This is a genomic window from Streptomyces roseicoloratus (assembly GCF_004117935.1).
GTDB classification, from domain to species: Bacteria; Actinomycetota; Actinomycetes; order Streptomycetales; family Streptomycetaceae; genus Streptomyces; species Streptomyces roseicoloratus.
Genome location: NZ_SDOY01000113.1, coordinates 26873 through 47554 on the forward strand (window position 1 = coordinate 26873; position 20682 = coordinate 47554).

The following is a 20682-nucleotide window of genomic DNA, read 5'->3' on the forward strand; positions in this document are numbered from 1 at the left end:
GTGTCTTCGGGACCGGCCCCTCGACGTCCCGGCCGTGTCCGGCGGTTGCGCGTTCGTCCGGCGCTTCCGACGGCCGGCGCGCCGCGGACGCGTGGCGGCGCGGCCCGCCGGAGGGGCCGTCGGCTCAGCCCAGGGACACCGTCGCCTTGTGCACGGCGCCCAGCGTGCCCGGCGTGACGCGCAACGTCAGGCCCGCGCCCGTCGAGAGGACCGTGACGGACGGGTCCTTGGCCGTCACCGCGGTGACCGGGCGGTGCCAGGTGACGTCGACGGTGTCGCCCGTGCGCAGCGGGGCGGAGACGCAGACGGTGGCCGTGGCGCCGTCCTCGCGCACCAGCACGCTCGCGGGCTGGGAGGCGGTCAGCGGGCCCACGGTGCCGGCGAGCCAGAAGTTGACGGCGGTGAGGCCGAGCGAGGGGACCCGGACGCCCTGCTGCTCGTTGGCGTTGGCCAGGACGGTGAGCCAGGAGGTGTCCGCGGCGCGGGCCGAGGTCTGCTGGACCGTGGCGCCCGGCATCAGGACGTAGGCGTAGTCCGCCCAGGTCGGGTCGGTGCCGTGGTCGAACCACAGGGTCAGGTAGCGGCGCGTGACCGGATCGGTCACGGCCGAGCGGTTGATGTCGGACCAGGCGCCGGTGCGGGCCTCGCGCAGCGCCCGGACGGTGGCGCCGCCGGGGAACACGTATCCGGCGTGCCCGGCCAGGTGCGCCCAGCGCGCGCCGGTCAGCGTGGCGCTCCATCCGAGGGCGGTGGACCGGGCGGTGCCGTCGACGGTGAAGGCGTGCGTGCCGGACGCGCCCAGGTTGCGGTTCTCGACGACGGACTCGACGCCGGTGCCGTCCCGGCCGTGGATGCCGGCGCCGAGGCAGACCACCGCGTCGTCGAGGAAGAACCAGGACTTCTTCGCGAGCAGGGTCGAGGACAGGCCCTTGAGGTACTGGCCGACGGCCGCGTACGTGCCGTCCGTCGCGCCGCCGACCCAGCGCACGTCCGGGCGCGCCGCGCCCCAGGTCCCGCCCTCGCCGTCCGCGAGGGGCTTGCGGGAGGCGGTGGTGCCGGGCAGCCGGCAGGGGTCGACGGTGGGCCAGAAGTCGTCGGTGTACTGCCCGTTGGCGAAGGTGCCGCCCCACCAGTAGAGCATTCCCGAGCCGCTGTGCCAGGCCCGGAGGTTCTCGCCGTTGCCGTTCTCGTAGTACGTGATCCGGCGCGACGCCATGGACACGGCCGCCGCCCAGGCGGGCCGCCGGTGCACCGCCCGGTCCATGGCCGGGAACAGCCGGTGCCCCACCGGTTCGGCCGAGCCGGTCGGGACGGTGTCGTCGACGGCCTTGAGCCGGGCCAGCTGGGCGACGCCGAGGGCGGGTCCGGCGAGCACCGGACGGTAGTAGTCCCGGTCGATCCAGCCCTTGACCATCCGGTCCCAGCGGCTCTTCTCGGCCGGTGACGCGCTCACCCCGAGGAGGGCGACGCACGCGATGATCCCGTGGCCGCGCAGATGGTCGTCCTGGCGGATCGCGGCCGGGTCGCTCTGCTGCACGCCACGGCTGATCGCGCGCCCCGACACCAGGTCCATGGCGAGTCCGTTGAAGAGGAAGGGCGCGTAGGCCTTCTCCACGGAGTCCAGCACGACCTGGCGGCCCGGGTCGGTGACCTCCCACGACGTGCCCTTCAGCAGGGCGAACAGCAGCGAGAGACCGCCGAGCATGACGGAGCCGTACGAGCCCGCGTACGGGACGTAGAGGTGCTGGACGAAGCTGCCGTCCTGGTAGAGCCCGTCGCCGGTGGTGACGTAGGGGAAGACCGGGGAGAGGGCGTCGCGGGCGAGGGCGAGCTTCGCGGCGGTCCCGCCGACCGCTCCGCGCAGCGCGAGGACGCGGCACAGGTCGACCCGGTTGGCGCCGGTGGACGTGCCGCCGTAGACGGCGACGGTGCTGTCCGGCACGAAGTGGTCGACGGCCGCGCAGTGGTCGGCGATCCGGGCGGCACCCAGGTGCTCGTACATCAGCACGTCGATGTCGAGGAGGGCCTGCGGAGCGCCGATCTGCCAGCTGTACCAGTTGCCGTACCGGGCCTGTCCGGCGTGGTACGCCTGGTCGTGCAGGTGGTCGAGGCCGGCGAGGATCTCGCCGCGCAGCGCGGTGTTCCCGGTGAGGCCGGTGCCGGGCTGGCTGTACGCCTCGGCCAGGGTGCGCAGCCGGTTGAAGCTGTTGTTGAGGTTGCCGGAGTACGTGTACGACTCGGCGTCCGTGTCGGGTTCGGGGTCGGCGTAGGGCAGATCGGGCCAGAGGGACCCGGCCGCCGGGGACATGGCGGAGCGCAGGCCGGCGGCGGTGGCGCCCAGGGCGGCGAGCTTGCTCGCGAACGGTTCGGCCGTGGGGGAGTACCCGGTTCCGAGGATCAGATCGCGCCACGTCAGGCGGAGGGCGCCGTAGGCGTCGGCGGTCTCCGCCGCGGCCGCGCCGTCTGCCGCGGCGAGGGGGACGGGGCCGAGGGCCGCGGCGGCGACGGCGGCGCGGAGCAGCCCGCGGCGGGACAGGCGGCCGGGATCGGCGGGAAGGGGCACCGGTTGCATGTGACTGCCTCTCGGGGGCGAGGGAGGTGACGCGCGGGCGGTGAGGGGACGTCGGGGCGGTGGAGGAAAGGGCGACCATCGAACAGCAAGCGCTTTCTCCCATGGCCGGAAACGTCCCGTCAAGAGGTGTGCGCCGACCGCCTCCGCCCGGCTTCCACCGCTGCCGAAGGCCGCTCCCTATCCCCATGTGGACTCGTGGGCAAGGGGGTTGATCGGGTGCGGAGGGGCGCACGGAGGTGCGGGAGATCTCGACATGGTCACAAGCCGCACCGGAGGACGTCAGACACCTAAGGCGTGCCTTACCTAAGTTGTATGGTGGCGCGGTCGGTTCGACGGCGGGAGGGAAAGTGGTGTCCATGGGTGACGTCCGCCTCATGGCGAACGATCTGGACGTCGGTCATGGCGGCCGCACGGTGCTGAAGCAGGTGGACCTGTCCTTACGGGTCGGTGAGATCACCGTCCTGGTCGGCCCCAACGGCTGCGGGAAATCGACCCTGCTGCGCACCGTGGCCGGACTGCTGCCGCCCCTCGGCGGCGAGATCCGCATCGACGGCGAACCGCTCGGCTCGCTCGGCCGCCGCGCGCTCTCCCAGCGCCTGGCCTTCCTTCCCCAGACCTCGCAGGCACCCGCCGGGGTCACGGTCCGTGAGCTGGTACGCCACGGCCGCTACGCCCACCGCGGCGCCCTCGCCCGGCACACCGCCGAGGACACCGAGGCGATCGACTGGGCCCTCGACGTCACCGACGCACGACTGCTGGTCGACCGCAGGCTCGACGAGCTGTCCGGCGGCGAACGCCAGCGCGCCTGGCTCGCCATGGTGCTGGCCCAGCGGGCCGGAGTGCTCCTGCTGGACGAGCCCACCACCTACCTCGACATGCGCCACCAGTTCGACGTCCTCGACGTCGTGCGCCGGCTCGCCCGCGAGCACGACATCGCCTGCGGCGTGGTGCTGCACGACCTGATGCAGGCCGCCGCCTACGCGGACGAGGTCGTCGTGGTCGCCGACGGCGGCGTCGCCGCGTCCGGCAGCCCCGACCAGGTGATCGAACCCGAGGTCATCCAGCGCGCGTTCGGCCTGCGGGTCAACGTCGTCCGCGACCCCGCCACCGGATACCTCGCGTGCTTCCCCCGGCGGAGCGAGGCCTCCGCCGCCACCGCGAAACCCTGAACACGGCCCGCGCCGCGCCCTGAACGGCCGCAGCGCCCCGCGCGGGCACGCGCGCCGTCCTCCGCGCGCGCCCCGAACGTCCGCCCCTTCCCGCGTACCTCGCGGGGTACCTCCCGGCGTCCCGCCCCCGGCGGTGTCCGCCCTGCCCGAACAGCCCGGAGAACAAGGAGAGATCCACCATGCGGAAACTGCTGCGCGCCCTCGCCACGGGCGGTGCCACGATGGCCCTCGTGCTGACCGCCGCCGGGTGCGGGGGCGGCACCGTGGGCGAGGCGAACGGCGGGAACGGGAAGAAGCCGGGGGACACCACCACCGGCGCGATCACCGTCGACACCGCGCAGGGCACCGTGTCCCTGGACAAGCCCGCCACCAAGGTCGTCACCCTGGAATGGACGTACGCCGAGGAACTCGTCGCCCTCGGCCTGGCTCCCGTCGGCAACGCCGACAACAAGGGCTACGGCACCTGGATCACCGCCGAGGGCGCGGCCCTGCCGGCCCAGGTCACCGACGTCGGCAGCCGCAACGAACCCAGCCTGGAGAAGATCAAGGCCCTCCAGCCCGACCTCATCGTCATCGACAACGACCGCTCCAAGGCCAACCTGAAGCAGCTCCAGGCCATCGCCCCGGTGCTCTCCTTCACGTACACCACCAAGCCCCAGCTCGCCACGATGAAGAAGAACTTCACCGAGCTGGCGAAGGCGGTCGGCAAGGCGGACGAGGCCGCGGAGGTGAACGCGCGGATCGACGCCAAGGCCGCCGACCTCAAGGGCCGACTCGACAAGGCGGGCAAGGGCGGCCTGAAGTACGCCCTCGCCCAGGGCTTCACCGCCAACGGCGCCGCCTCGATCCGGATGCTCACCGACGACGCCATCGCGCCGCAGGTGCTCGGCCTGGCCGGTCTGAAGAACGGCTGGAAGGGCCAGTCCGACACCTGGGGCATGACCACCGTCGGCGTCGAGGGGCTGACGCAGGTCGAGAAGGACGCCACCTTCCTGTACGTCGCCGCCGACAACGACAACCCGTTCACCGGCGACCTCGCCGGCAACGCCGTGTGGAAGGGCCTGCCCTTCGTCACGAACGGCAAGGCGCTGCCGCTCGACCCGGGCACCTGGCTCTTCGGCGGGCCGCTGTCCGCGCAGCACATCCTGGACGAGACCGGCAAGGCCCTGAAGGTCTGATGGCCTCGGAAGGACTGACGGCCGCCGCCCCGGCCGGCACGCCCGGCCGCCGCCCACGGGCCCTGCTCGTGGGCGGCGGCCTGTCCCTCGTCCTCGCCGCGGTCGTGGTGGTCCACCTCGGCCTCGGCGTGTCCGGCGTCGGCATCGGCGACATCCTGGACCTGCTGCTCGGCCACGGCGACGCCCGCACCGAGGACGTCCTCGTCGGCAGCCGGCTGCCGCGCACCCTGACCGGCCTCGTCGTCGGCGTCGCGCTCGGCGTCTCCGGCGTGCTCGTCCAGGGCGCGACCCGCAACCCGCTGGCGGCTCCCGACACGCTCGGCGTCAACGCCGGGGCCTACTTCGCCGTGGTCCTCGTGGCCTACACCGGCGTCGGCCTCGGCCCGGTGCCCGCCGGCGGCGCCGCGTTCCTCGGCGGACTGCTCGCGGTCGGTCTGGTCTACCTCCTCACCAGCGGGGGAGTGCTGACGCCCGGCCGGGTGCTGCTGGCCGGCGCGACGGTCGCCCTGGCCGCCACCTCGGCCGCCGAGTTCCTGCAGATGCTCGACGTGCAGGCCACCCGCGGGCTGTTCTTCTGGGGCAACGGCACCCTCCTCCAGTCCGGTCTGGAACGGCCGCTCACCCTCGGTGCCGTCGTCCTCGCCGGTGCGCTCGCCGCCCCGTTCCTGGCCCGCCCGCTCGACCTGCTCGCGCTCGGCGACGAGACCGCGCAGGCGATGGGCGTACGGGTCGAACGGATCCGCCCCGCCGCCTTCCTGCTCGCCGTCCTGCTGTCCGCCTCGGCCGTCTCCCTCGCCGGGCCGATCGGCTTCGTCGGACTCATCGGCCCCGTCATCGTGCGCCAGTTGGGCATGCGCCGGCACGCCGTGCTCGTGCCGATGGCGGCGCTGCTCGCCTCCGCGCTCGTCCTGGGCGCCGACGCCGCCGCCCAGCTGATCGTGACGCCGTCCGCGACCCAGCCCGCCGAGATCCCCGTCGGCGTGGTCACGGCGCTCATCGGCGGGCCGGTCTTCATGGTCCTGGCCCGCCGGGTGAGCACCGGCGACGCCGACACGGGCGCCGCCGTCGTGGTCTCCGACCGCCGCCGCGCACCCGGGTACGCCGTCGCGCTCGGCGGTGGTCTCGTCGCCCTGGCCGTCGCGATGGCCGTGTCGCTGCGCGTCGGCGACGTGCCGGTCGGCTGGAGCCAGTTGTGGGCCGCGCTGACCGGCTCCGCCGAGCAGATCACCGAGGCCGTGGTCTCCTTCCGGCTGCCGCGCATCCTGGTCGCCGCCCTGGCCGGTGCGTGTCTGGCCGTCGCCGGCGCCGCCGTGCAGGCGGTCGTCCGCAACCCGCTGGCCGAACCGGGACTCGTCGGCGTGACCGGCGGGGCGTCGCTCGGCGCCATCACGGTCATCCTGCTCGTCCCGTCGGCTCCGCTGGTGGCCCTGCCCGCCGCGGCGGGCATCGGCGGGGTGCTGATGCTGTTCCTGGTGCTCCTCGTGGCGCGCGGCACGAGAAGCGGCGGCCGGTCCGGGATCGACCCGACGCGGGTGGTGCTCGTCGGCATCGGCGCGGCCGCCACCTCGATGGCGCTGGTCAACATCATGGTCGTGGGTGCGCAGATGAACATCTCGGCCGCCCTCGGCTGGCTCGCCGGCAGCACCTACGGCCGGGACTTCACGGCCCTGGGCTGGCTGGCCCTGCCGGCCCTGGCGGCCGTGCTGCTGGTGATCGCCGCCCGCCCGGTGAACCTCCTCTCCCTCGGTGAGGAGCTGCCCCGCGCCCTCGGGCTCGACCTGGGCCGGGCACGGCTGCTGATCCTCGGCGCCGGAGCGGTCCTCGCCGCCGGCACGGCGGCCGCGGTCGGCGCCGTCGGCTTCGTCGGACTGGTCGCGCCCCACCTGGCACGGCGCGTCGTCGGCAACAGCACCGCGCGCATGGTGCCGATGGCCGCCGTCCTCGGCGCGGTCCTCGTGGTGTCCTCGGACGCCCTGGGCCGCTGGCTGCTCGCCCCGACGGAGATCCCGGTGGGCATCGTCACGGCCCTCGTCGGCACGCCGTACCTCGTCTGGCTCCTGCGCCGGAGCCGCGACGTCTGACACACGGACGGCGGCCCGCCCGGCACTCGCGTCGGCAGCCCGTGCAAGGCGAGCCCTGCACCCGGCGGCCGTCCGCCGGGCGGGCCCGCGCGTCAGGAGCGCCGCGTGGCCCTGGGGTGTGTGGTCAGGAGGGCTGGGGCGCCCGGGGCCGCCGGCGGGTCGTGGAGGCGCCCGCCCGGGACGGTACGGGCCGGAGCGTGCGGGCGGCCACCACACCCAGGAGGCAGACCAGGGCGGCGGCCAGGCACACGGCCGTGAAGGCGCCGGAGAAGGCCGAGCGGGCCAGCGGACGCAGGGCGGGGTCGAGGAGCTCGAACCGCCCGGTCTCCACGGCCTCGCGCAGCGGCGCGGCGCCCGCCGGTCCGGCGCCGAGGCCGCCGTCCAGACGGCCGGAGAACACGGCACCGAAGACGGCCACGCCGGTGGCGGTGCCGAGCGGGTAGCAGGCGTTCGTGAGGCCCGACGCCGTCCCGGTCCGCTCGGCGGGCACCGCGCCCACCGCGACGCCCATCAGCGGCGGGAAGATGACGGCCCCTCCGGCGCCGAGCAGCACGAGACCGGTGACCATGACGGCCTGGCCGGCGCCCGCACCCGCCGCGGCCAGCGCGAGGAGTCCGAGCCCCTGCGCGGCGAAGCCCAGGGCCACCAGGACATCGGGCGCGTACGCCTTCTGCAGCCGGTTCACGAACATGCCCGCGACGAGCAGACTGCCCGTCAGGGGCAGCAGGAGCAGCCCCGTCCGGAGGGGCGAGTGCGCGTGGGTGCTCTGCAGCCACAGCGTGAGGAAGGCGAGCACGCCGAGGCTGGACAGCCGGGCGAGGAAGCCGAGGAGCGCGGCCCCCGTCAGGGCCCGGATCCGCAGCAGCGTGACGTCGATCAGCCCGCCGCCGCGGCGTCCGCCGGCGACCAGGGCCGCTCCGAGCAGCAGACAGGCGCCCGCGGAGACCAGGACCTCGGGCGCCGTCCAGCCCGCCTCGGGTCCGGTCACCAGCGGATAGTGCAGCGCGAGGAGGAAGCCGACGGCGAGCAGCGCGCCCGGCACGTCGACGCGCCGCCCGGGGTCCGCGGGCGCCGCGGACTCGGGCATGCGGGTCAGCGCGCCGGCCATGACCAGCACGCCGACGGGGACGTTGACCAGGAAGATCCAGCGCCAGCCCAGCGCCTCGACGAACACGCCGCCGACGACCGGCCCGAGCGCGCCGGCGGCGGAGGCCACGAGGGCGTACGAGGCGATCGCCGCCTGGCGCCGGCCCCCCTCGTACGCGGCGGCCAGGAGGGCCAGGGTCGGCGCGAACACCATGGCGCCGCCGAGCCCTTGGGCGGCCCGGGCGGCGATGAGGGCGCCGGCGTCGGGAGCGAGGCCGCAGGCGGCCGACGCGAGGGTGAACAGGCCCATCCCGGCGACGAACACGGTCCGTCTGCCGATCCGGTCGGAGAGGGCCCCGGCGGTGAGCAACAGTGCCCCGAAGGCCAGCGAGTACGCCGAGACGGTCCACTGCACCTGGCCGAGGCCGGTTCCGAGATCGCGGGCGACGTCCGTGAGCGCGACGTTCACGACGGTGACGTCCAGGGTCATCATGACGCCGCCGGCGCTCACGAGAGCGAACGTCCACCGGGGGCCGTGCCGTCGGGAGGGCACCGCTGAACACCTCCGTACGCGGTAGGGAACGGTCCGTCAGGGCACCGGACACGGCAGGGTGTTCGCGCCGGCGTCCATGGTGACCGTCGTCAACTGGCCGTGTCTGTCCGAAAGTTGACCTTGTTCATTAGGTAAGCCTAACCTAATGTAACGCCCGCTTGGGCGTCCAGGCGTTCGAGCGAACCGAATCCAGACAGAATCCGGAGCCGCCTGATGACCCCTACCGACCATCCCGTGCCCGTCCTGCCCGACGTGGATCCCGCGGCCTGGCGGGAGGCCAACCGCCGCCTGCTCGCCAAGGCCCTCGGCGAGTGGTGCTTCGAGGACATGCTCAAGGCGACCGGCACCGAGGACGGCGGCTACCGGATCGACCTGAACAGCGGCACGACCTACGCCTTCCACGCCACGCCCGGCGCCTTCGGCTGGCTCCGCGTCGACCCCGACTCGATCACCCGCACCGCCACCAGCATGCTCGGCAACGCGATCGCCCAACCCGCCTGGGACGCCCTGCAGTTCCTGATGGAGGCGGCCACCACCATCGACAGCGACCCCTCCACCCTCGCCACCTACTTCACCGAGCTCTCGGCCACCCTCGCCGTCGACGCCGCCCGCCTCACCCACGGCGGAGAGACGGTCGCCGAACTGCGCGCCCTCGGCCACTCCGAGCTGGAGTGCCGCATGACCGGCCACAACCTCCTCGTCGCCAACAAGGGCCGGATCGGATTCTCCGCCACCGACGTCCGGCAGTACGCGCCCGAGTCGGCCCGGTCGCTGAAGCTCCTGTGGGTCGCCGTCCACCGCGGCCTGGCCGAATTCCGCGGCACTTCGGAACTGTCCGAAAACGGCATCCTGTCGGCGGAACTGGACGAGGAGACCCGAAGCCGCTTCACCGCCGTCCTGGAACGGGCCGGCGTCGACCCCCGGAGCTACGTGTGGATGCCCGTCCACCCCTGGCAGTGGGACCACGCCGTCCAGACCCTGCACGCCGCCGACGTCGCGCAGCGCCGCATCATCCCGCTCGGCGACAGCCCCGACGCCTACCTGCCTGGCCAGTCCATCCGCACCATGGCCAACATCAGCGCGCCCGACCGCCACGACGTCAAACTCCCGCTGAAGATCCTCAACACCCTGGTATGGCGCGGCATCCCGCCGCACTGCACCATGGGCGCCCCGGTCGTCACCCAGTGGCTGCGCGGCCTCGTCGAGCGCGACGCCTTCCTCACCGACGAGCGCCGCACCGTCTTCCTCGGCGAGATCGCCTCCGTGACCGTGCGCCACCCCTACCTCTCCACCCTCGACCAGGCCCCCTACCAGCACCTGGAAGCCCTCGGCTGCATCTGGCGCGAATCGGTCTCCGCGCGCAAGGACCCGGACGAGCGGGTCCGCACCTTCGCCTCGCTCCTGCACGTCGACGGCGCCGGGAACGCCTTCGTCGCCGAACTCGTCCGCGCCTCGGGGCTCGACCCGCAGGAATGGCTGCGCCGCCTCTTCGACACGCTCCTCGTGCCGATCATGCACGTGCTCTACCGCTACGGCGTCACCTTCAACCCGCACGGCCAGAACACCCTCATCGGCTACGACGCCGACGACGTACCGGTGCGCCTCTTCCTCAAGGACTTCGTCGACGACGTGTGCGTCTCCTTCACCGACGTACCCGAACGCGGCCCCGAACCAGACGGACACGACCACGTCCTGCCCCGCAAGCACCCGTCGATCATCAAGCAGCACGTCGTCGACCAGGTCTTCGTCGGCCACTTCCGCTACCTCGCACCGCTCTGCGCCGAGCAGCTCGGCGTGCCGGAGCGGACCTTCTGGCGGCTCGTACGGCAGACGATCCTCGACTTCCAGCAGCAGTTCCGCCGGAGCTTCCCCGAACTCGCCGGACGGTTCGCCGAATACGACCTGCTCACCCCCGAGATCCCCCGCTACGGCCTGAACCGCGACCGCATCGTCGTCACCCGCTACGGCGACCGCGCCCTGCGCCACGCGCTGTTCCCGAACGGCACGCACCCCAACCCGCTCGCCGAAGGCTGAGGAGTACCTGCCGTGACGCCCCTGACCTCCACGCGCCCGCCACGCTCCGGCCTCGCCCCGTCCCCGCTCGCCGGCTCCCGCACCGGCCTCGCCGACGTCCTCGCCGCCCTCACCGGCGCCGCCGACGCCGTCGCGAACGCCCGCCGCCCCGAAGGACCCCTGCCCGCCGGCACCCCCGCCGAGGTCCTCACCGCCGCCGCCCGCGCACTCGGCCCGGCCGAACTGCCCGCCGAGGGCCTGGGTGCCGAGGCCGCACTCGGCCTCCTCGCCACCGTCCTCACCGAACACGGCATCGACCTCACCCACCCCCGGGCCGCCGCCCACCTCCAGCCACCCGCGCTGACGGTCGCCGTCGCCGCCGACGTCCTCGCCAACGCGGGCAACGCCTCGCTCGACACGTACGACTCCGGCCCCTCGGCCATCGCCGTCGAACGCTGGCTCATCACCGCCCTGACCCGGCTCGCCGGCCTCGGCGAGCGCGCCGACGGCGTCCTCACCCCCGGCGGCTCCCTGTCCAACCTCATGGGCCTGCTGCTCGCCCGCGACGCCGCCGCCCACCGGCGCGGCATCGACGCCCGCGCACACGGCGTCGCCGCACTGCCCGGACCCGTCGTGTTCTGCTCCGAACTCGCCCACTTCTCCACTCACCGCGCCTGCGCCGCCCTCGGCCTCGGCGAAGCCGCCGTCCACCCCCTGCCGGTCGACGACCGGCGCCGCATGCGGCCCGACGCCCTGCTCGCCGCCCTCGACGCCCTCGGCCCCGACCGCACACCCGTCGCCGTCGTCGCCACCGCCGGCACCACGGACTTCGGCACCGTCGACCCGCTCCCGCAGATCGCCGAGATCGCCGCCGAACGCGGCATCTGGATGCACGCCGACGCCGCCTACGGCTTCGGCGCGCTCTTCTCGGACCGCCTCGCCGACCGCCTCGCCGGACTCGAACTCGCCGACTCGATCACGCTCGACCTGCACAAGACCGGCTGGCAGCCCGCCGCCGCCAGCGTGCTCCTCGTCTCCGACACCACCGCCTTCACCGCGCTCGACCGCGAGGTGGCCTACCTCAACCCCGCCGACGACTCCGAGGCCGGCTACGACGGACTGCTCGGCCGCAGCCTCCAGACCACCCGCCGCCCCGACGCCGTCAAGGCCGCCGCCACCCTCCTCACCTACGGCCGCACCGGCATGGGCCGGCTGATCGACACCTGCCACGACCTCGCCCGGCACGCCGAACGCCGCATCCTCGCCGAACCCGACCTCGAACTGGTCTCACCCGCCGAACTCACCACCGTCGTCTTCCGCTACCGCTGCGCCGACCCGGCCGCCACCGACGACGTCAACGCCGCCCTGCGCCGCCGCCTCCTGGAAACCGGCACCGCCCTCATCGGCCGCACCGAGGCCGCGGCCCCGGCACCCGGCGCACCACGCCGGGTCTGCCTGAAGTTCACCCTCCTCAACCCCACCGCCACCACCGACGACATCGACGGCCTCGTGGCCGCCGTCCTCGACGCGGGCCGCACCTGCGAACGACACATCAAGGAGAACGCCGCATGAGCACCACCACCACGGCGGCAACCACCCAGGCCGACCCCCTGCACGCCCCCGACGCCCGCGGCGCCTCCGAGCACGCCCACCTCGAGGCACTGCTCCGCTGCTGGCTGCGCGAGACCGGCACGCCCGTCACCCCCGGCCCGCTGCGGGTCGACCTCCCCACCACCGGGCTCGCCCTCGTCACCGAGGTCACCCACCGCTCGCCCACCGGCTGGCACCGCTTCGGCCCCACCCGCCTGGAGGGCCCCGGCGGCCCGCTCGGCGAGACCGCCGACCCCGTCACCGCCGTCGCCCTGCTCTCCGCCGAGGCCGCCGCACGCGGCGGCGGCCGCCCCGGCGGAGTCCCCGCCGGCGAGGTCGCCGACCTCGTGGAGCGCACCGCCGAATCCGTGCGCCGCGTCGCCGCCTTCATCGCCGACCGCCGCGGCCGCCCGCAGCCGCCGCCCGGCGTGGACGGCTTCCTCGACGCCGAACAGTCCCTGCTGCTCGGCCATCTGAACCACCCCGCGCCCAAGAGCCGCGACGGCATCTCCGACCACGAGGCCGCCGCCTACTCGCCCGAACTCCGCGGCTCCTTCCGGCTGCACTGGTTCGCCGCCGACCCCGACGTCGTCTCCCACGACGCCGTCGACGGCGCGCCCTCCCTGGCCGGCCGCGACACCGTCGCCCTCCTCGCCGACCTCGCGGGACGGCCCCGCGACGACGGCCGGATCCTCGTCCCCGCCCATCCCTGGCAGGCCAGGGACCTCCTCCACCGCCCCCGCGTCAAGGCCCTCGTCGCCTCCGGCGCCCTCACCCCGCTCGGCGAACTCGGCCCCGCCTGGTGGCCCACGTCCAGCGTGCGCACCGTCTACCGGCCCGACGCCGACGTGATGCTCAAGCTCTCCCTCGGGCTGCGGCTCACCAACTCCCGCCGCGAGTCCACCCGCACCGAACTGCGCCGCGGCCTGGAGATCAACCGCCTCCTCGACGCCGGACACGCGGCCGGCACCTTCGCCGCCCACCCCGGCTTCGCCATCACCCGCGACCCCGCCTGGATCGCCGTCGACGAACCCGGCCGGCCCGAGGGCCCCGACGTCACCGGCCTCGACGTCGCCGTACGCGAAGTGCCCCGCGACATCCGCTCGCTGCGCTGTCTGGTGGGCCTCGTCGCCCCGCGCCCCGGCCTCGGCCGCAGCGCCCTCGGCGACCTCGTCGCCGGCCTCGGCCCCGGCGCGGCCGAACAGTGGACCGCCGACTACACCGACCACGTCCTCGTCCCCATGCTGCACCTCTACGCCGCCACCGGAATCGGCCTGGAGGCACACCAGCAGAACACCCTCGTCCGCCTCGACGAGCGCGGCCGGGTCACCGGCGGCACCTTCCGCGACAACCAGGGCTACTACCTGGCCGCGTCCCACCTCCCCGGCCTGCTCAAGCGGCTCGGCGCCGACTCCTCCACCCTCGCCGTCGTCGACGACGCCCTGGTCGACGACCGGCTCTCCTACTACCTGCTGCGCAACCAGGCCCTCTCCGTCGTCGGCTGCCTCGCCGTCGACGGCCTCGCCGACGAACGCGCACTCCTCGCCGTCCTCGCCGACCGGCTGCGGGCGGCGCTGCCCGCCCTGGCGGCGGCCGGCCCCGACGGCGACCGGCTCGCCCGCCGCTGGCTCACCGCCGACACCCTGCCCTGCAAGGGAAACCTGCTCACCCGGCTGCACGGCATCGACGAGGTCCTCGCCCCCCTCGACGCCCAGTCCGTCTACCTCGACGCCCCCAACCCCCTGCAGGAGGCCGCCCGATGACCACCACGGACCCCACGGCCGGACCCGCGGCGAATCCCACGGCGGACCTGGTTGTGAATCCGACGCCCGACGGAGCCGCGGTCCCCGGCCCGCCGCTCCCGCTCCTCCACGGCCGCTGGTCCGCCCGCGTCGCCCGCGCCGAAGGCACCGACCTCGACCTCGTGCACGGCTGGATGCGGTCCCCGCACATCGACGCCTTCTGGCACCAGGCCTGGCCGCGCGAGCGCTGGCACGAGGAGATCGCCGGCCACCTCGCGGGCGACGCGATCCTGCCCGTGCTCGTCGACCTCGACGGCCGGCCGCTGGCCTACCTCGAGATCTACCGGGTCTTACGCGACCGGCTCGCCGGACACTACCCGCACCTGCCCCACGACCTCGGCGTCCACATCGCCATCGGCGAGCGGTCCCGAACCGGCCGGGGCCTCGGCCGGACCCTGCTCCGCCTCGTCGCCGAAGGCCTGTTCGCCGCCGACCCGGCCTGCGTCCGCGTGTCCGCCGAGCCGGACGTCGGCAACGCGCCCTCGCTGCGGGCCTTCGAAGCCGCCGGCTACCGGCCCTGCGGCACGGTCGCGTTCCCCGACAAGACCGCCGCCCTCATGATCCACCCGCGCACGGAAGGGGACCTGCCCCGATGAGCGGGAACACCGGCGCACACGACGTGATCGCCATCGGCTGCGGCCCCTTCAACCTGGGACTCGCCGCCCTCGCCTCCACCGTCGACGACCTCGACCTGGTCGTCCTCGACGAGCGCCCCGAGTTCACCTGGCACCGCGGCATGATGTTCGGGGACGCCTCCATGCAGGTCAACTTCCTCGCCGACCTCGTCACCCTCGTCGCCCCCTGGCACCCCCTGTCGTTCCTCGCGTACCTGCACGACAAGGACCGGCTGTACACCTTCACCGTGCGGGAGAACTTCTTCCCCTCGCGCCGCGAGTACGAGGACTACCTGCGCTGGGCCGCCGCGAGACTGACCTCCCTGTGCTTCTCCCACCGGGTCGACGAGGTCGACTGGAACGCCGACGAGGAGCGGTTCACCGTACGCGTGGTACGCGGTGACGGCACCGTCGTCCGCATGGCCGCGCGCCACCTCGTCGTCGGCATCGGCACCGCGCCGCACCTCCCCGAGGCGCTCGCCGGGCTGCCCGCCGACCGGATCCTCCACACCGCCGACTACCTCTACCGCACCGACGACGTGGCACGGGCCGGACGGGTCACCGTGGTCGGATCCGGCCAGTCCGGCGCCGAGGTCGCCGTCGACCTGCTCACCCGCAACCTCGACGGCGGCCCCGCCGTCGGCTGGCTCACCCGCACCGGCTCCTGGGCGCCGCTCGACTACACCAAGATGAACCTGGAGCTGACCACCCCCGCCTACATGCGGTACTTCCACTCGCTCCCCGAGGACGTACGGGACCGGCTCACCCGCGAGCAGTGGCAGTTCTACAAGGGCATCTCCACGGACACCCTCGAGGAGATCCACGAACTGCTCTACCGCCGCCAGCTCGCACCGGACCTCGCCGACGTCGAGCTCCGCTTCGGCGTCGCCGTCGAGAGCGCCGCCGTGGACGCCGGCGGACGGACCGTGCTCGGCTGCCGCCACCTCGACACCGGCCGGCCCTTCGAGCACGTCACCGACCTCGTCGTCGCGGCGACCGGCTACCGCGCCCGCCCGCCGGCCTTCCTCACGCCGGTCGACAAGCTGATCCGGCGCGACGCCCGGGGTCGGCCGGTGGTCCGCGCCGACCACTCCGTCGAGCTCGCCGACGGCGTGACCGGACGGATCTTCGTGGCGAACGCCGAGCTCCACGCCTACGGCGTCTCCACCCCGAACCTCGACATCGGCGCCGTGCGCAACGCCGCCATCCTGAACGCGATCACCGGGAAGGAGACCTACCGCCTGCCGAGGAGAAGCGCCTTCACCCGCTTCGAGGCGCCGCCGGGACCTGCGTAGCCGGGCCGCTGCCGCCGCACGGCCGGTGACCGGGACCGGCCGCGCGGCAGGGGGGCTGTCCACGGCGGGGGAGTTGTCCACAGGTTCCGGCCGGTGGGTCAGGAGTGTCGGCGGGGGCGGCTAGGCTTTTCGAATGGCCCTCACCGACGCTTCCCCGGACACCACGGACGCCCTGCGGGTACTGCACCGCGTCTTCGGTTACGGCTCCTTCCGCGGCGAGCAGCAGGAGATCATCGAGCAGGTCGTCGCAGGCGGCGACGCCCTCGTGCTCATGCCGACCGGCGGCGGCAAGTCGCTGTGCTACCAGATCCCCGCGCTCGTCAGAGACGGCACCGGCGTCGTGATCTCGCCGCTGATCGCGCTCATGCAGGACCAGGTCGACGCGCTCACCGCGCTCGGCGTGCGGGCCGGTTTCCTCAACTCGACCCAGGACCCGTACGAGCGGCAGGCGGTCGAGCAGGCATTCCTCGCCGACGAGCTCGACCTGCTCTACCTGGCGCCCGAGCGGCTGCGCACCGAGGGCACGCAGCGGCTGCTCGACCGGGGCAAGGTGTCGCTCTTCGCCATCGACGAGGCGCACTGCGTCGCCCAGTGGGGCCACGACTTCCGGCCGGACTACCTGGCCCTGTCCATGCTGCACGAGCGCTGGCCCAAGGTGCCGCGGATCGCGCTGACCGCCACGGCCACCGAGGCCACCCACGCCGAGATCGCCACCCGGCTCGGCCTGACGGACGCCCGGCACTTCGTCGCCAGCTTCGACCGGCCGAACATCCAGTACCGCATCGTCCCGAAGAACAACCCGCTCAAGCAGCTCCTCGAACTGATCCGCACCGAGCACGACGGGGACGCCGGAGTCGTCTACTGCCTGTCCCGGTCCTCGGTGGAGAAGACCGCGGCCTTCCTGGTGGAGCAGGGCATCGACGCCGTGCCGTACCACGCCGGCATGGACGCCGCGGCCCGGGCGGCCAACCAGTCGCGCTTCCTGCGGGAGGACGGCGTCGTCGTGGTCGCCACGATCGCCTTCGGCATGGGCATCGACAAGCCCGACGTCCGCTTCGTGGCCCACCTCGACCTGCCGAAGTCGGTCGAGGGCTACTACCAGGAGACCGGCCGCGCCGGACGCGACGGCGAGCCGGCGACCGCCTGGCTCGCGTACGGCCTGCAGGACGTCGTCCAGCAGCGCAAGCTCATCGACGGCTCCGAGGGCGACGAGACGCACCGCCGCTCGCTGGCCGCGCACCTGGACGCGATGCTCGCCCTGTGCGAGACGGTCGACTGCCGGCGCGTCCGGCTCCTCGCCTACTTCGGCCAGTCCGCCGAGCCGTGCGGCAACTGCGACACCTGCCTGACCCCGGCCGAGTCCTGGGACGGCACGGTCGCCGCGCAGAAACTGCTGTCCACGGTGTGGCGGCTGGCCAGGGAGCGGCGGCAGAAGTTCGGCGCCGGCCAGATCATCGACATCCTTCAGGGCAAGAAGACGGCCAAGGTCATCCAGTTCGACCACGACCAGCTCTCGGTGTTCGGCGTCGGCGCCGACCTGTCCACCGCGGAATGGCGGGGCGTGGTGCGCCAGCTGCTCGCCCTGGGGCTGCTCGCCGTCGAGGGCGACTACGGGACGCTCGTCCTGACGGACGGCAGCGGCGAGGTCCTCGGCGGCCGCCGTCAGGTCTCGATGCGCAAGGAGACGGCACCGGCCCGTTCCGCCCGCAAGGAGTCCGGATCCGGCTCGCGCTCCGGGAAGGGCGCCCGGGTGCCCGCCGACCTGCCGGAGGCCGCGGTGCCGGTGTTCGAGGCCCTGCGCGCCTGGCGGGCCGCGACCGCCCGCGAGCAGGGCGTCCCCGCGTACGTCGTGTTCCACGACGCGACGCTGCGGGAGATCGCGACCAGGCTCCCCACCACGGTCGAGGAACTGGGCACGGTCGGCGGAGTCGGCGAGGCCAAGCTGACCAAGTACGCCGAGGGCGTCCTGGACGCCCTGGCGGAACACACGGCCGGCGCCGGGCCCTCGGCCGCGCCCGGCGGCCCGGCCGCCGACTCCGGTGCCGCGGGCGCCGGTCCGGTCTCCGCCGCCGTGCCCGCGCCGGCGCGGCCGGCGGTTCAGGACGACGAGCCGCCGTTCGACTTCGACGAGACCGAGCCGCCCTGGGACGACTGGGAGTAGCGGCCGGGGCGGCGAGGCGCGCCGTCACCGTCCCCGTGGCACCGGCGGGGTGCCCGGGGCGGCGGCTGTCGCCTCCGCCAGGGCGTGGGTGTATTCGAGGTCCCAGACCAGGCTGAAGGCCGCCAGCGAGGGGCGGTCGGCGTGGACGGCGTGGAGCAGGCAGCCCGCGCCGATGGCGCCGGTGACGGCGCACCGGCGGGCCGCCGGCGGCCCGCACAGCCGCCGGGCGAGGCGCAGCAGCCAGTGCCGGCGCAGCAGGTCCTCGCGGATCGACGGCAGCCGTCGCGCGTCGGGCACGAACCGGTCGATGAGCACGTCGAACTGTGCGCTGCGGGCGGGGATGCGGGTCCAGGTGCGAAGGCTGCGGTCGCTGTCGTGCCAGACGACGGCGGCCGGGTCGAACGCGAAGCGGCAGCCCAGCCGGGAGAGCCGGAAGCCGAGTTCGACGTCCTCCTGCCGGGCCAGCCGCTCGTCGAACCCGCCGACGGCACGGAAGTCCGCGCGGCGGACCGCGAGGTTGCCGGTGTAGCAGTGGGTCCAGGCCGGAGTGCTCTCACCGCGGCCCAGCCGGTCGTACTCCCGTCCCAGCCGGTCGGCGTCCCAGTGGGTCCAGGGCGGCATGCGGCGCCCGGGAGGGGCCAGGATCGGGCCGAGGGACACCACGGGCCCGGTGGCGCGGTCCAGCGCGGCGTGGTGCCGGGCGAGCAGTTCGGGGCGCGAGACGCAGTCGTCGTCGATGAACAGGATGTACGGCGCGGCGGAAAGCGCCACGCCTCTGTTGCGGCTCGCGCCGGGACCGATCGACTCCTCGTTGCGGGTGACCCGGACCGGGAGGCCCGGCAGCAGGGCGCGGAACGAGGAGAGGCGGCGCGCCAGCGGGTCCCGGCCGGCGTCGTCGACCAGGATCACGCCGAAACGCCGGAAGGTCTGCCGCCCGAGCGCGTCGAGACAGGCCGCCAGCTTGGGGGGCGGCCGGTCCCGCGTCGCGATGACGACGTCCAGCCCGACGTCCAGCCCGACGGCCGGCTCGACGGCCGGCCCGCCGGCCGGCAGGGGAGCCGGATCGGCGTCCTGCCCGGTGACCGGGCGGGCGTCCTGCCCGGCGCCGGTCCTGGGTTCCTGCCCGTCGGCCGTCCCGGGGGCCTGCCCGTCGGCCGTCCCCGGGACCGGCCCGGCAGGCTGGCCGGTGGCTCGCCGTGTGGCCCGCGTGTCCGCCATCATGTCCGCCTTCCCGACGGGTCCGGCCTTCCGGTCCGTCCTGGAGGTCCCGCCCGTTCCCGTCCGGGGCCGTTTTGTCCGCCCGGTCCGTTCCCGCCTTCCGGGTCCGTCCCGCCTTCCGGGTCCCTCCCGCGTTCCGGATCCGCCCCGTTTCCCGCTGCCCCGTCCTCCCACCGCGCGACCGCGGAGCGCGTGCCGATCACGTCCACCATCGGCGCACCACCTCCTCCGCGGCCTTGCCCCGCGGCGTGTAGTCGAGCGCGTCGTCCCGGCTGCCGTGCGGCGTGACGTCCCAGACCCACCAGAAGACACCGGCCCACCACGGCTCGTCCCGGAAGCTCGCGAGCAGCGCCTCGTAGCCGGCCGCCTGCTCGGACTGGTCCGGCGTCGTGCTGATGGTCCAGGAGTACGGCGCGGTGGTGGAGCCGCGCTGGCTGACGTAGCCGGCCTCGGTGAACAGGATCCGGCGCCCGTGTTCGGCCGAGAACCGCGCCAGTTCCTCGCGGATGGGCCGCCAGGCGCGTTCCAGTGCCCGCACGTCGTGGGTGGGCCGTGCGCTCACCGGCCAGTAGGCGTCGACGCCCATGAGGTCCACGGCGTCCCAGAACGCCACCCGGGGGTACTCGTCGTAGTTGGCCGCGTAGACCAGCGGCCCGGGATAGTCGGCCCGCACGGCGCGGATGACGTCCAGCCACGCGTCCCGCTCTCCCGACACCCCCTCCAGTTCGGTGCCCACGGCGAACTGCTCGACGCCGGTCTCCGCGGCCAGCCGTGCGTAGTGGGTGACGAAGGCGGTGTAGGAGGCGAACCACGTCGTGGGGTCGCGTGGCCGGATGCTGCTCCGGCTCTCGCCGTCCGGCAGGTCGACATGCGGTTTGAGCAGGACCTTCAGTCCGTGCCGATGGGCCCGGGCGATCACGTTCCGCACCCCGGCGTCGTCCGGCGTCTGCCACGCCGCACTCGCCGGCGCCCGGGTCACCTCGGGGGCGTCGGCAGCGGCCTGGAACCACGTCGGGGTGATCTGGACCCAGCCCGCGCCGACGTCGGCGAGGTGCCGGAGCCGGTCGTCGAGGACCCGCGGATCGTCGTATCCGTCCCGGGAGTACGTGGGCAGGGCGAATCCGTGCTGCCGCTCCTGCACCGGGCCGGGCACGGGACCGGCGGAGGAACCACCGGAATGCCCCGGGGCGAGCGGCCCCACGCCCAGGCCGACCACGAGTCCGACCGCCAGCACGACGGCGAGAGCGACGCCCAGCGCGGCACGGGCGGGCCACCGCGCACGGCGGGCCGGCGCCCCGCGCGGGCGCGGGCCCCTGCCCCGGAGACGGCCGGTGAGCGGCACGAGCGGAT

General features: G+C 74.2%; 13 protein-coding genes. 9 read left to right on the top strand and 4 right to left on the bottom strand.

From position 1 onward, the window contains the following. Window positions 1-124: 124 nt before the first annotated feature. Window positions 125-2572, bottom strand: coding sequence for a polysaccharide lyase 8 family protein (locus ESG85_RS14360; protein WP_128979237.1), 2448 nt, complete (start codon window positions 2570-2572; stop codon window positions 125-127). A 356-nt stretch (window positions 2573-2928) separates the two neighbouring features. Between ESG85_RS14360 and ESG85_RS14365 the strand changes: the two genes are divergently transcribed. The 3 genes from ESG85_RS14365 (at window position 2929) to ESG85_RS14375 (ending at window position 7000) form a co-directional block, all read left to right on the top strand. After that, window positions 2929-3741: an ABC transporter ATP-binding protein gene (locus ESG85_RS14365; protein ID WP_128979239.1), complete on the top strand. Its 813-nt coding sequence runs from the start codon at window positions 2929-2931 to the stop codon at window positions 3739-3741. 179 nt (window positions 3742-3920) lie between these two features. After that, the gene (locus ESG85_RS14370; protein WP_128979241.1) at window positions 3921-4919 is read left to right on the top strand and encodes an ABC transporter substrate-binding protein; all 999 of its coding nucleotides are present in this window, start codon (window positions 3921-3923) and stop codon (window positions 4917-4919) included. Continuing rightward, complete coding sequence (locus tag ESG85_RS14375; protein ID WP_128979243.1) at window positions 4919-7000, top strand: iron ABC transporter permease; 2082 nt, start codon at window positions 4919-4921, stop codon at window positions 6998-7000. Before ESG85_RS14370 ends, ESG85_RS14375 begins: the two co-directional genes overlap by 1 nt. A 124-nt stretch (window positions 7001-7124) precedes the next feature. On the opposite strand, the gene ESG85_RS14380 is transcribed toward ESG85_RS14375, so the two are convergent. Next, window positions 7125-8597: an MFS transporter gene (locus ESG85_RS14380; RefSeq protein WP_128979245.1), complete on the bottom strand. Its 1473-nt coding sequence runs from the start codon at window positions 8595-8597 to the stop codon at window positions 7125-7127. A gap of 255 nt (window positions 8598-8852) precedes the next feature. Between ESG85_RS14380 and ESG85_RS14385 the strand changes: the two genes are divergently transcribed. From ESG85_RS14385 to recQ, 6 genes are all read left to right on the top strand, one after another. Then, the gene (locus ESG85_RS14385) at window positions 8853-10673 is read left to right on the top strand and encodes an IucA/IucC family protein (protein WP_128979247.1); all 1821 of its coding nucleotides are present in this window, start codon (window positions 8853-8855) and stop codon (window positions 10671-10673) included. 12 nt (window positions 10674-10685) lie between these two features. Continuing rightward, window positions 10686-12224, top strand: coding sequence for a pyridoxal phosphate-dependent decarboxylase family protein (locus ESG85_RS14390; protein WP_219825191.1), 1539 nt, complete (start codon window positions 10686-10688; stop codon window positions 12222-12224). Continuing rightward, window positions 12221-14005 carry an IucA/IucC family protein gene (locus ESG85_RS14395; RefSeq protein ID WP_128979249.1) on the top strand — a complete coding sequence of 595 codons (1785 nt, stop codon included), beginning with the start codon at window positions 12221-12223 and terminating at the stop codon, window positions 14003-14005. Before ESG85_RS14390 ends, ESG85_RS14395 begins: the two co-directional genes overlap by 4 nt. Further along, window positions 14002-14640 carry a GNAT family N-acetyltransferase gene (locus tag ESG85_RS14400; protein ID WP_128979251.1) on the top strand — a complete coding sequence of 213 codons (639 nt, stop codon included), beginning with the start codon at window positions 14002-14004 and terminating at the stop codon, window positions 14638-14640. The genes ESG85_RS14395 and ESG85_RS14400 overlap by 4 nt, the downstream gene beginning before the upstream one ends. Continuing rightward, window positions 14637-15953: a lysine N(6)-hydroxylase/L-ornithine N(5)-oxygenase family protein gene (locus tag ESG85_RS14405; RefSeq protein WP_128979253.1), complete on the top strand. Its 1317-nt coding sequence runs from the start codon at window positions 14637-14639 to the stop codon at window positions 15951-15953. The genes ESG85_RS14400 and ESG85_RS14405 overlap by 4 nt, the downstream gene beginning before the upstream one ends. Window positions 15954-16086: 133 nt before the next feature. Beyond that, on the top strand, window positions 16087-18114 hold the full coding sequence (gene recQ, locus ESG85_RS14410; RefSeq protein ID WP_128979256.1) for a DNA helicase RecQ: 2028 nt from the start codon (window positions 16087-16089) through the stop codon (window positions 18112-18114). Window positions 18115-18138: 24 nt separating this feature from the next. Here the strand turns inward: recQ and ESG85_RS14415 are convergent, their stop codons facing one another. Further along, window positions 18139-19335: a glycosyltransferase family 2 protein gene (locus ESG85_RS14415; RefSeq protein ID WP_128979258.1), complete on the bottom strand. Its 1197-nt coding sequence runs from the start codon at window positions 19333-19335 to the stop codon at window positions 18139-18141. 196 nt (window positions 19336-19531) lie between these two features. Further along, on the bottom strand, window positions 19532-20674 hold the full coding sequence (locus ESG85_RS14420) for a glycoside hydrolase family 113 (protein ID WP_128979260.1): 1143 nt from the start codon (window positions 20672-20674) through the stop codon (window positions 19532-19534). Between the last annotated feature and the right edge of the window lie 8 nt (window positions 20675-20682).

What these genes read in the sequence shown, in the direction of transcription:
- recQ (WP_128979256.1), top strand. Translation starts at nt 16,087, where the DNA reads ATGGCCCTCACCGACGCTTCCCCGGACACCACGGACGCCCTGCGGGTA.
- ESG85_RS14415 (WP_128979258.1), bottom strand. Translation starts at nt 19,335, where the DNA reads ATGATGGCGGACACGCGGGCCACACGGCGAGCCACCGGCCAGCCTGCC.
- ESG85_RS14365 (WP_128979239.1), top strand. Translation starts at nt 2,929, where the DNA reads ATGGGTGACGTCCGCCTCATGGCGAACGATCTGGACGTCGGTCATGGC.
- ESG85_RS14405 (WP_128979253.1), top strand. Translation starts at nt 14,637, where the DNA reads ATGAGCGGGAACACCGGCGCACACGACGTGATCGCCATCGGCTGCGGC.
- ESG85_RS14385 (WP_128979247.1), top strand. Translation starts at nt 8,853, where the DNA reads ATGACCCCTACCGACCATCCCGTGCCCGTCCTGCCCGACGTGGATCCC.
- ESG85_RS14370 (WP_128979241.1), top strand. Translation starts at nt 3,921, where the DNA reads ATGCGGAAACTGCTGCGCGCCCTCGCCACGGGCGGTGCCACGATGGCC.
- ESG85_RS14375 (WP_128979243.1), top strand. Translation starts at nt 4,919, where the DNA reads ATGGCCTCGGAAGGACTGACGGCCGCCGCCCCGGCCGGCACGCCCGGC.
- ESG85_RS14400 (WP_128979251.1), top strand. Translation starts at nt 14,002, where the DNA reads ATGACCACCACGGACCCCACGGCCGGACCCGCGGCGAATCCCACGGCG.
- ESG85_RS14395 (WP_128979249.1), top strand. Translation starts at nt 12,221, where the DNA reads ATGAGCACCACCACCACGGCGGCAACCACCCAGGCCGACCCCCTGCAC.
- ESG85_RS14360 (WP_128979237.1), bottom strand. Translation starts at nt 2,572, where the DNA reads ATGCAACCGGTGCCCCTTCCCGCCGATCCCGGCCGCCTGTCCCGCCGC.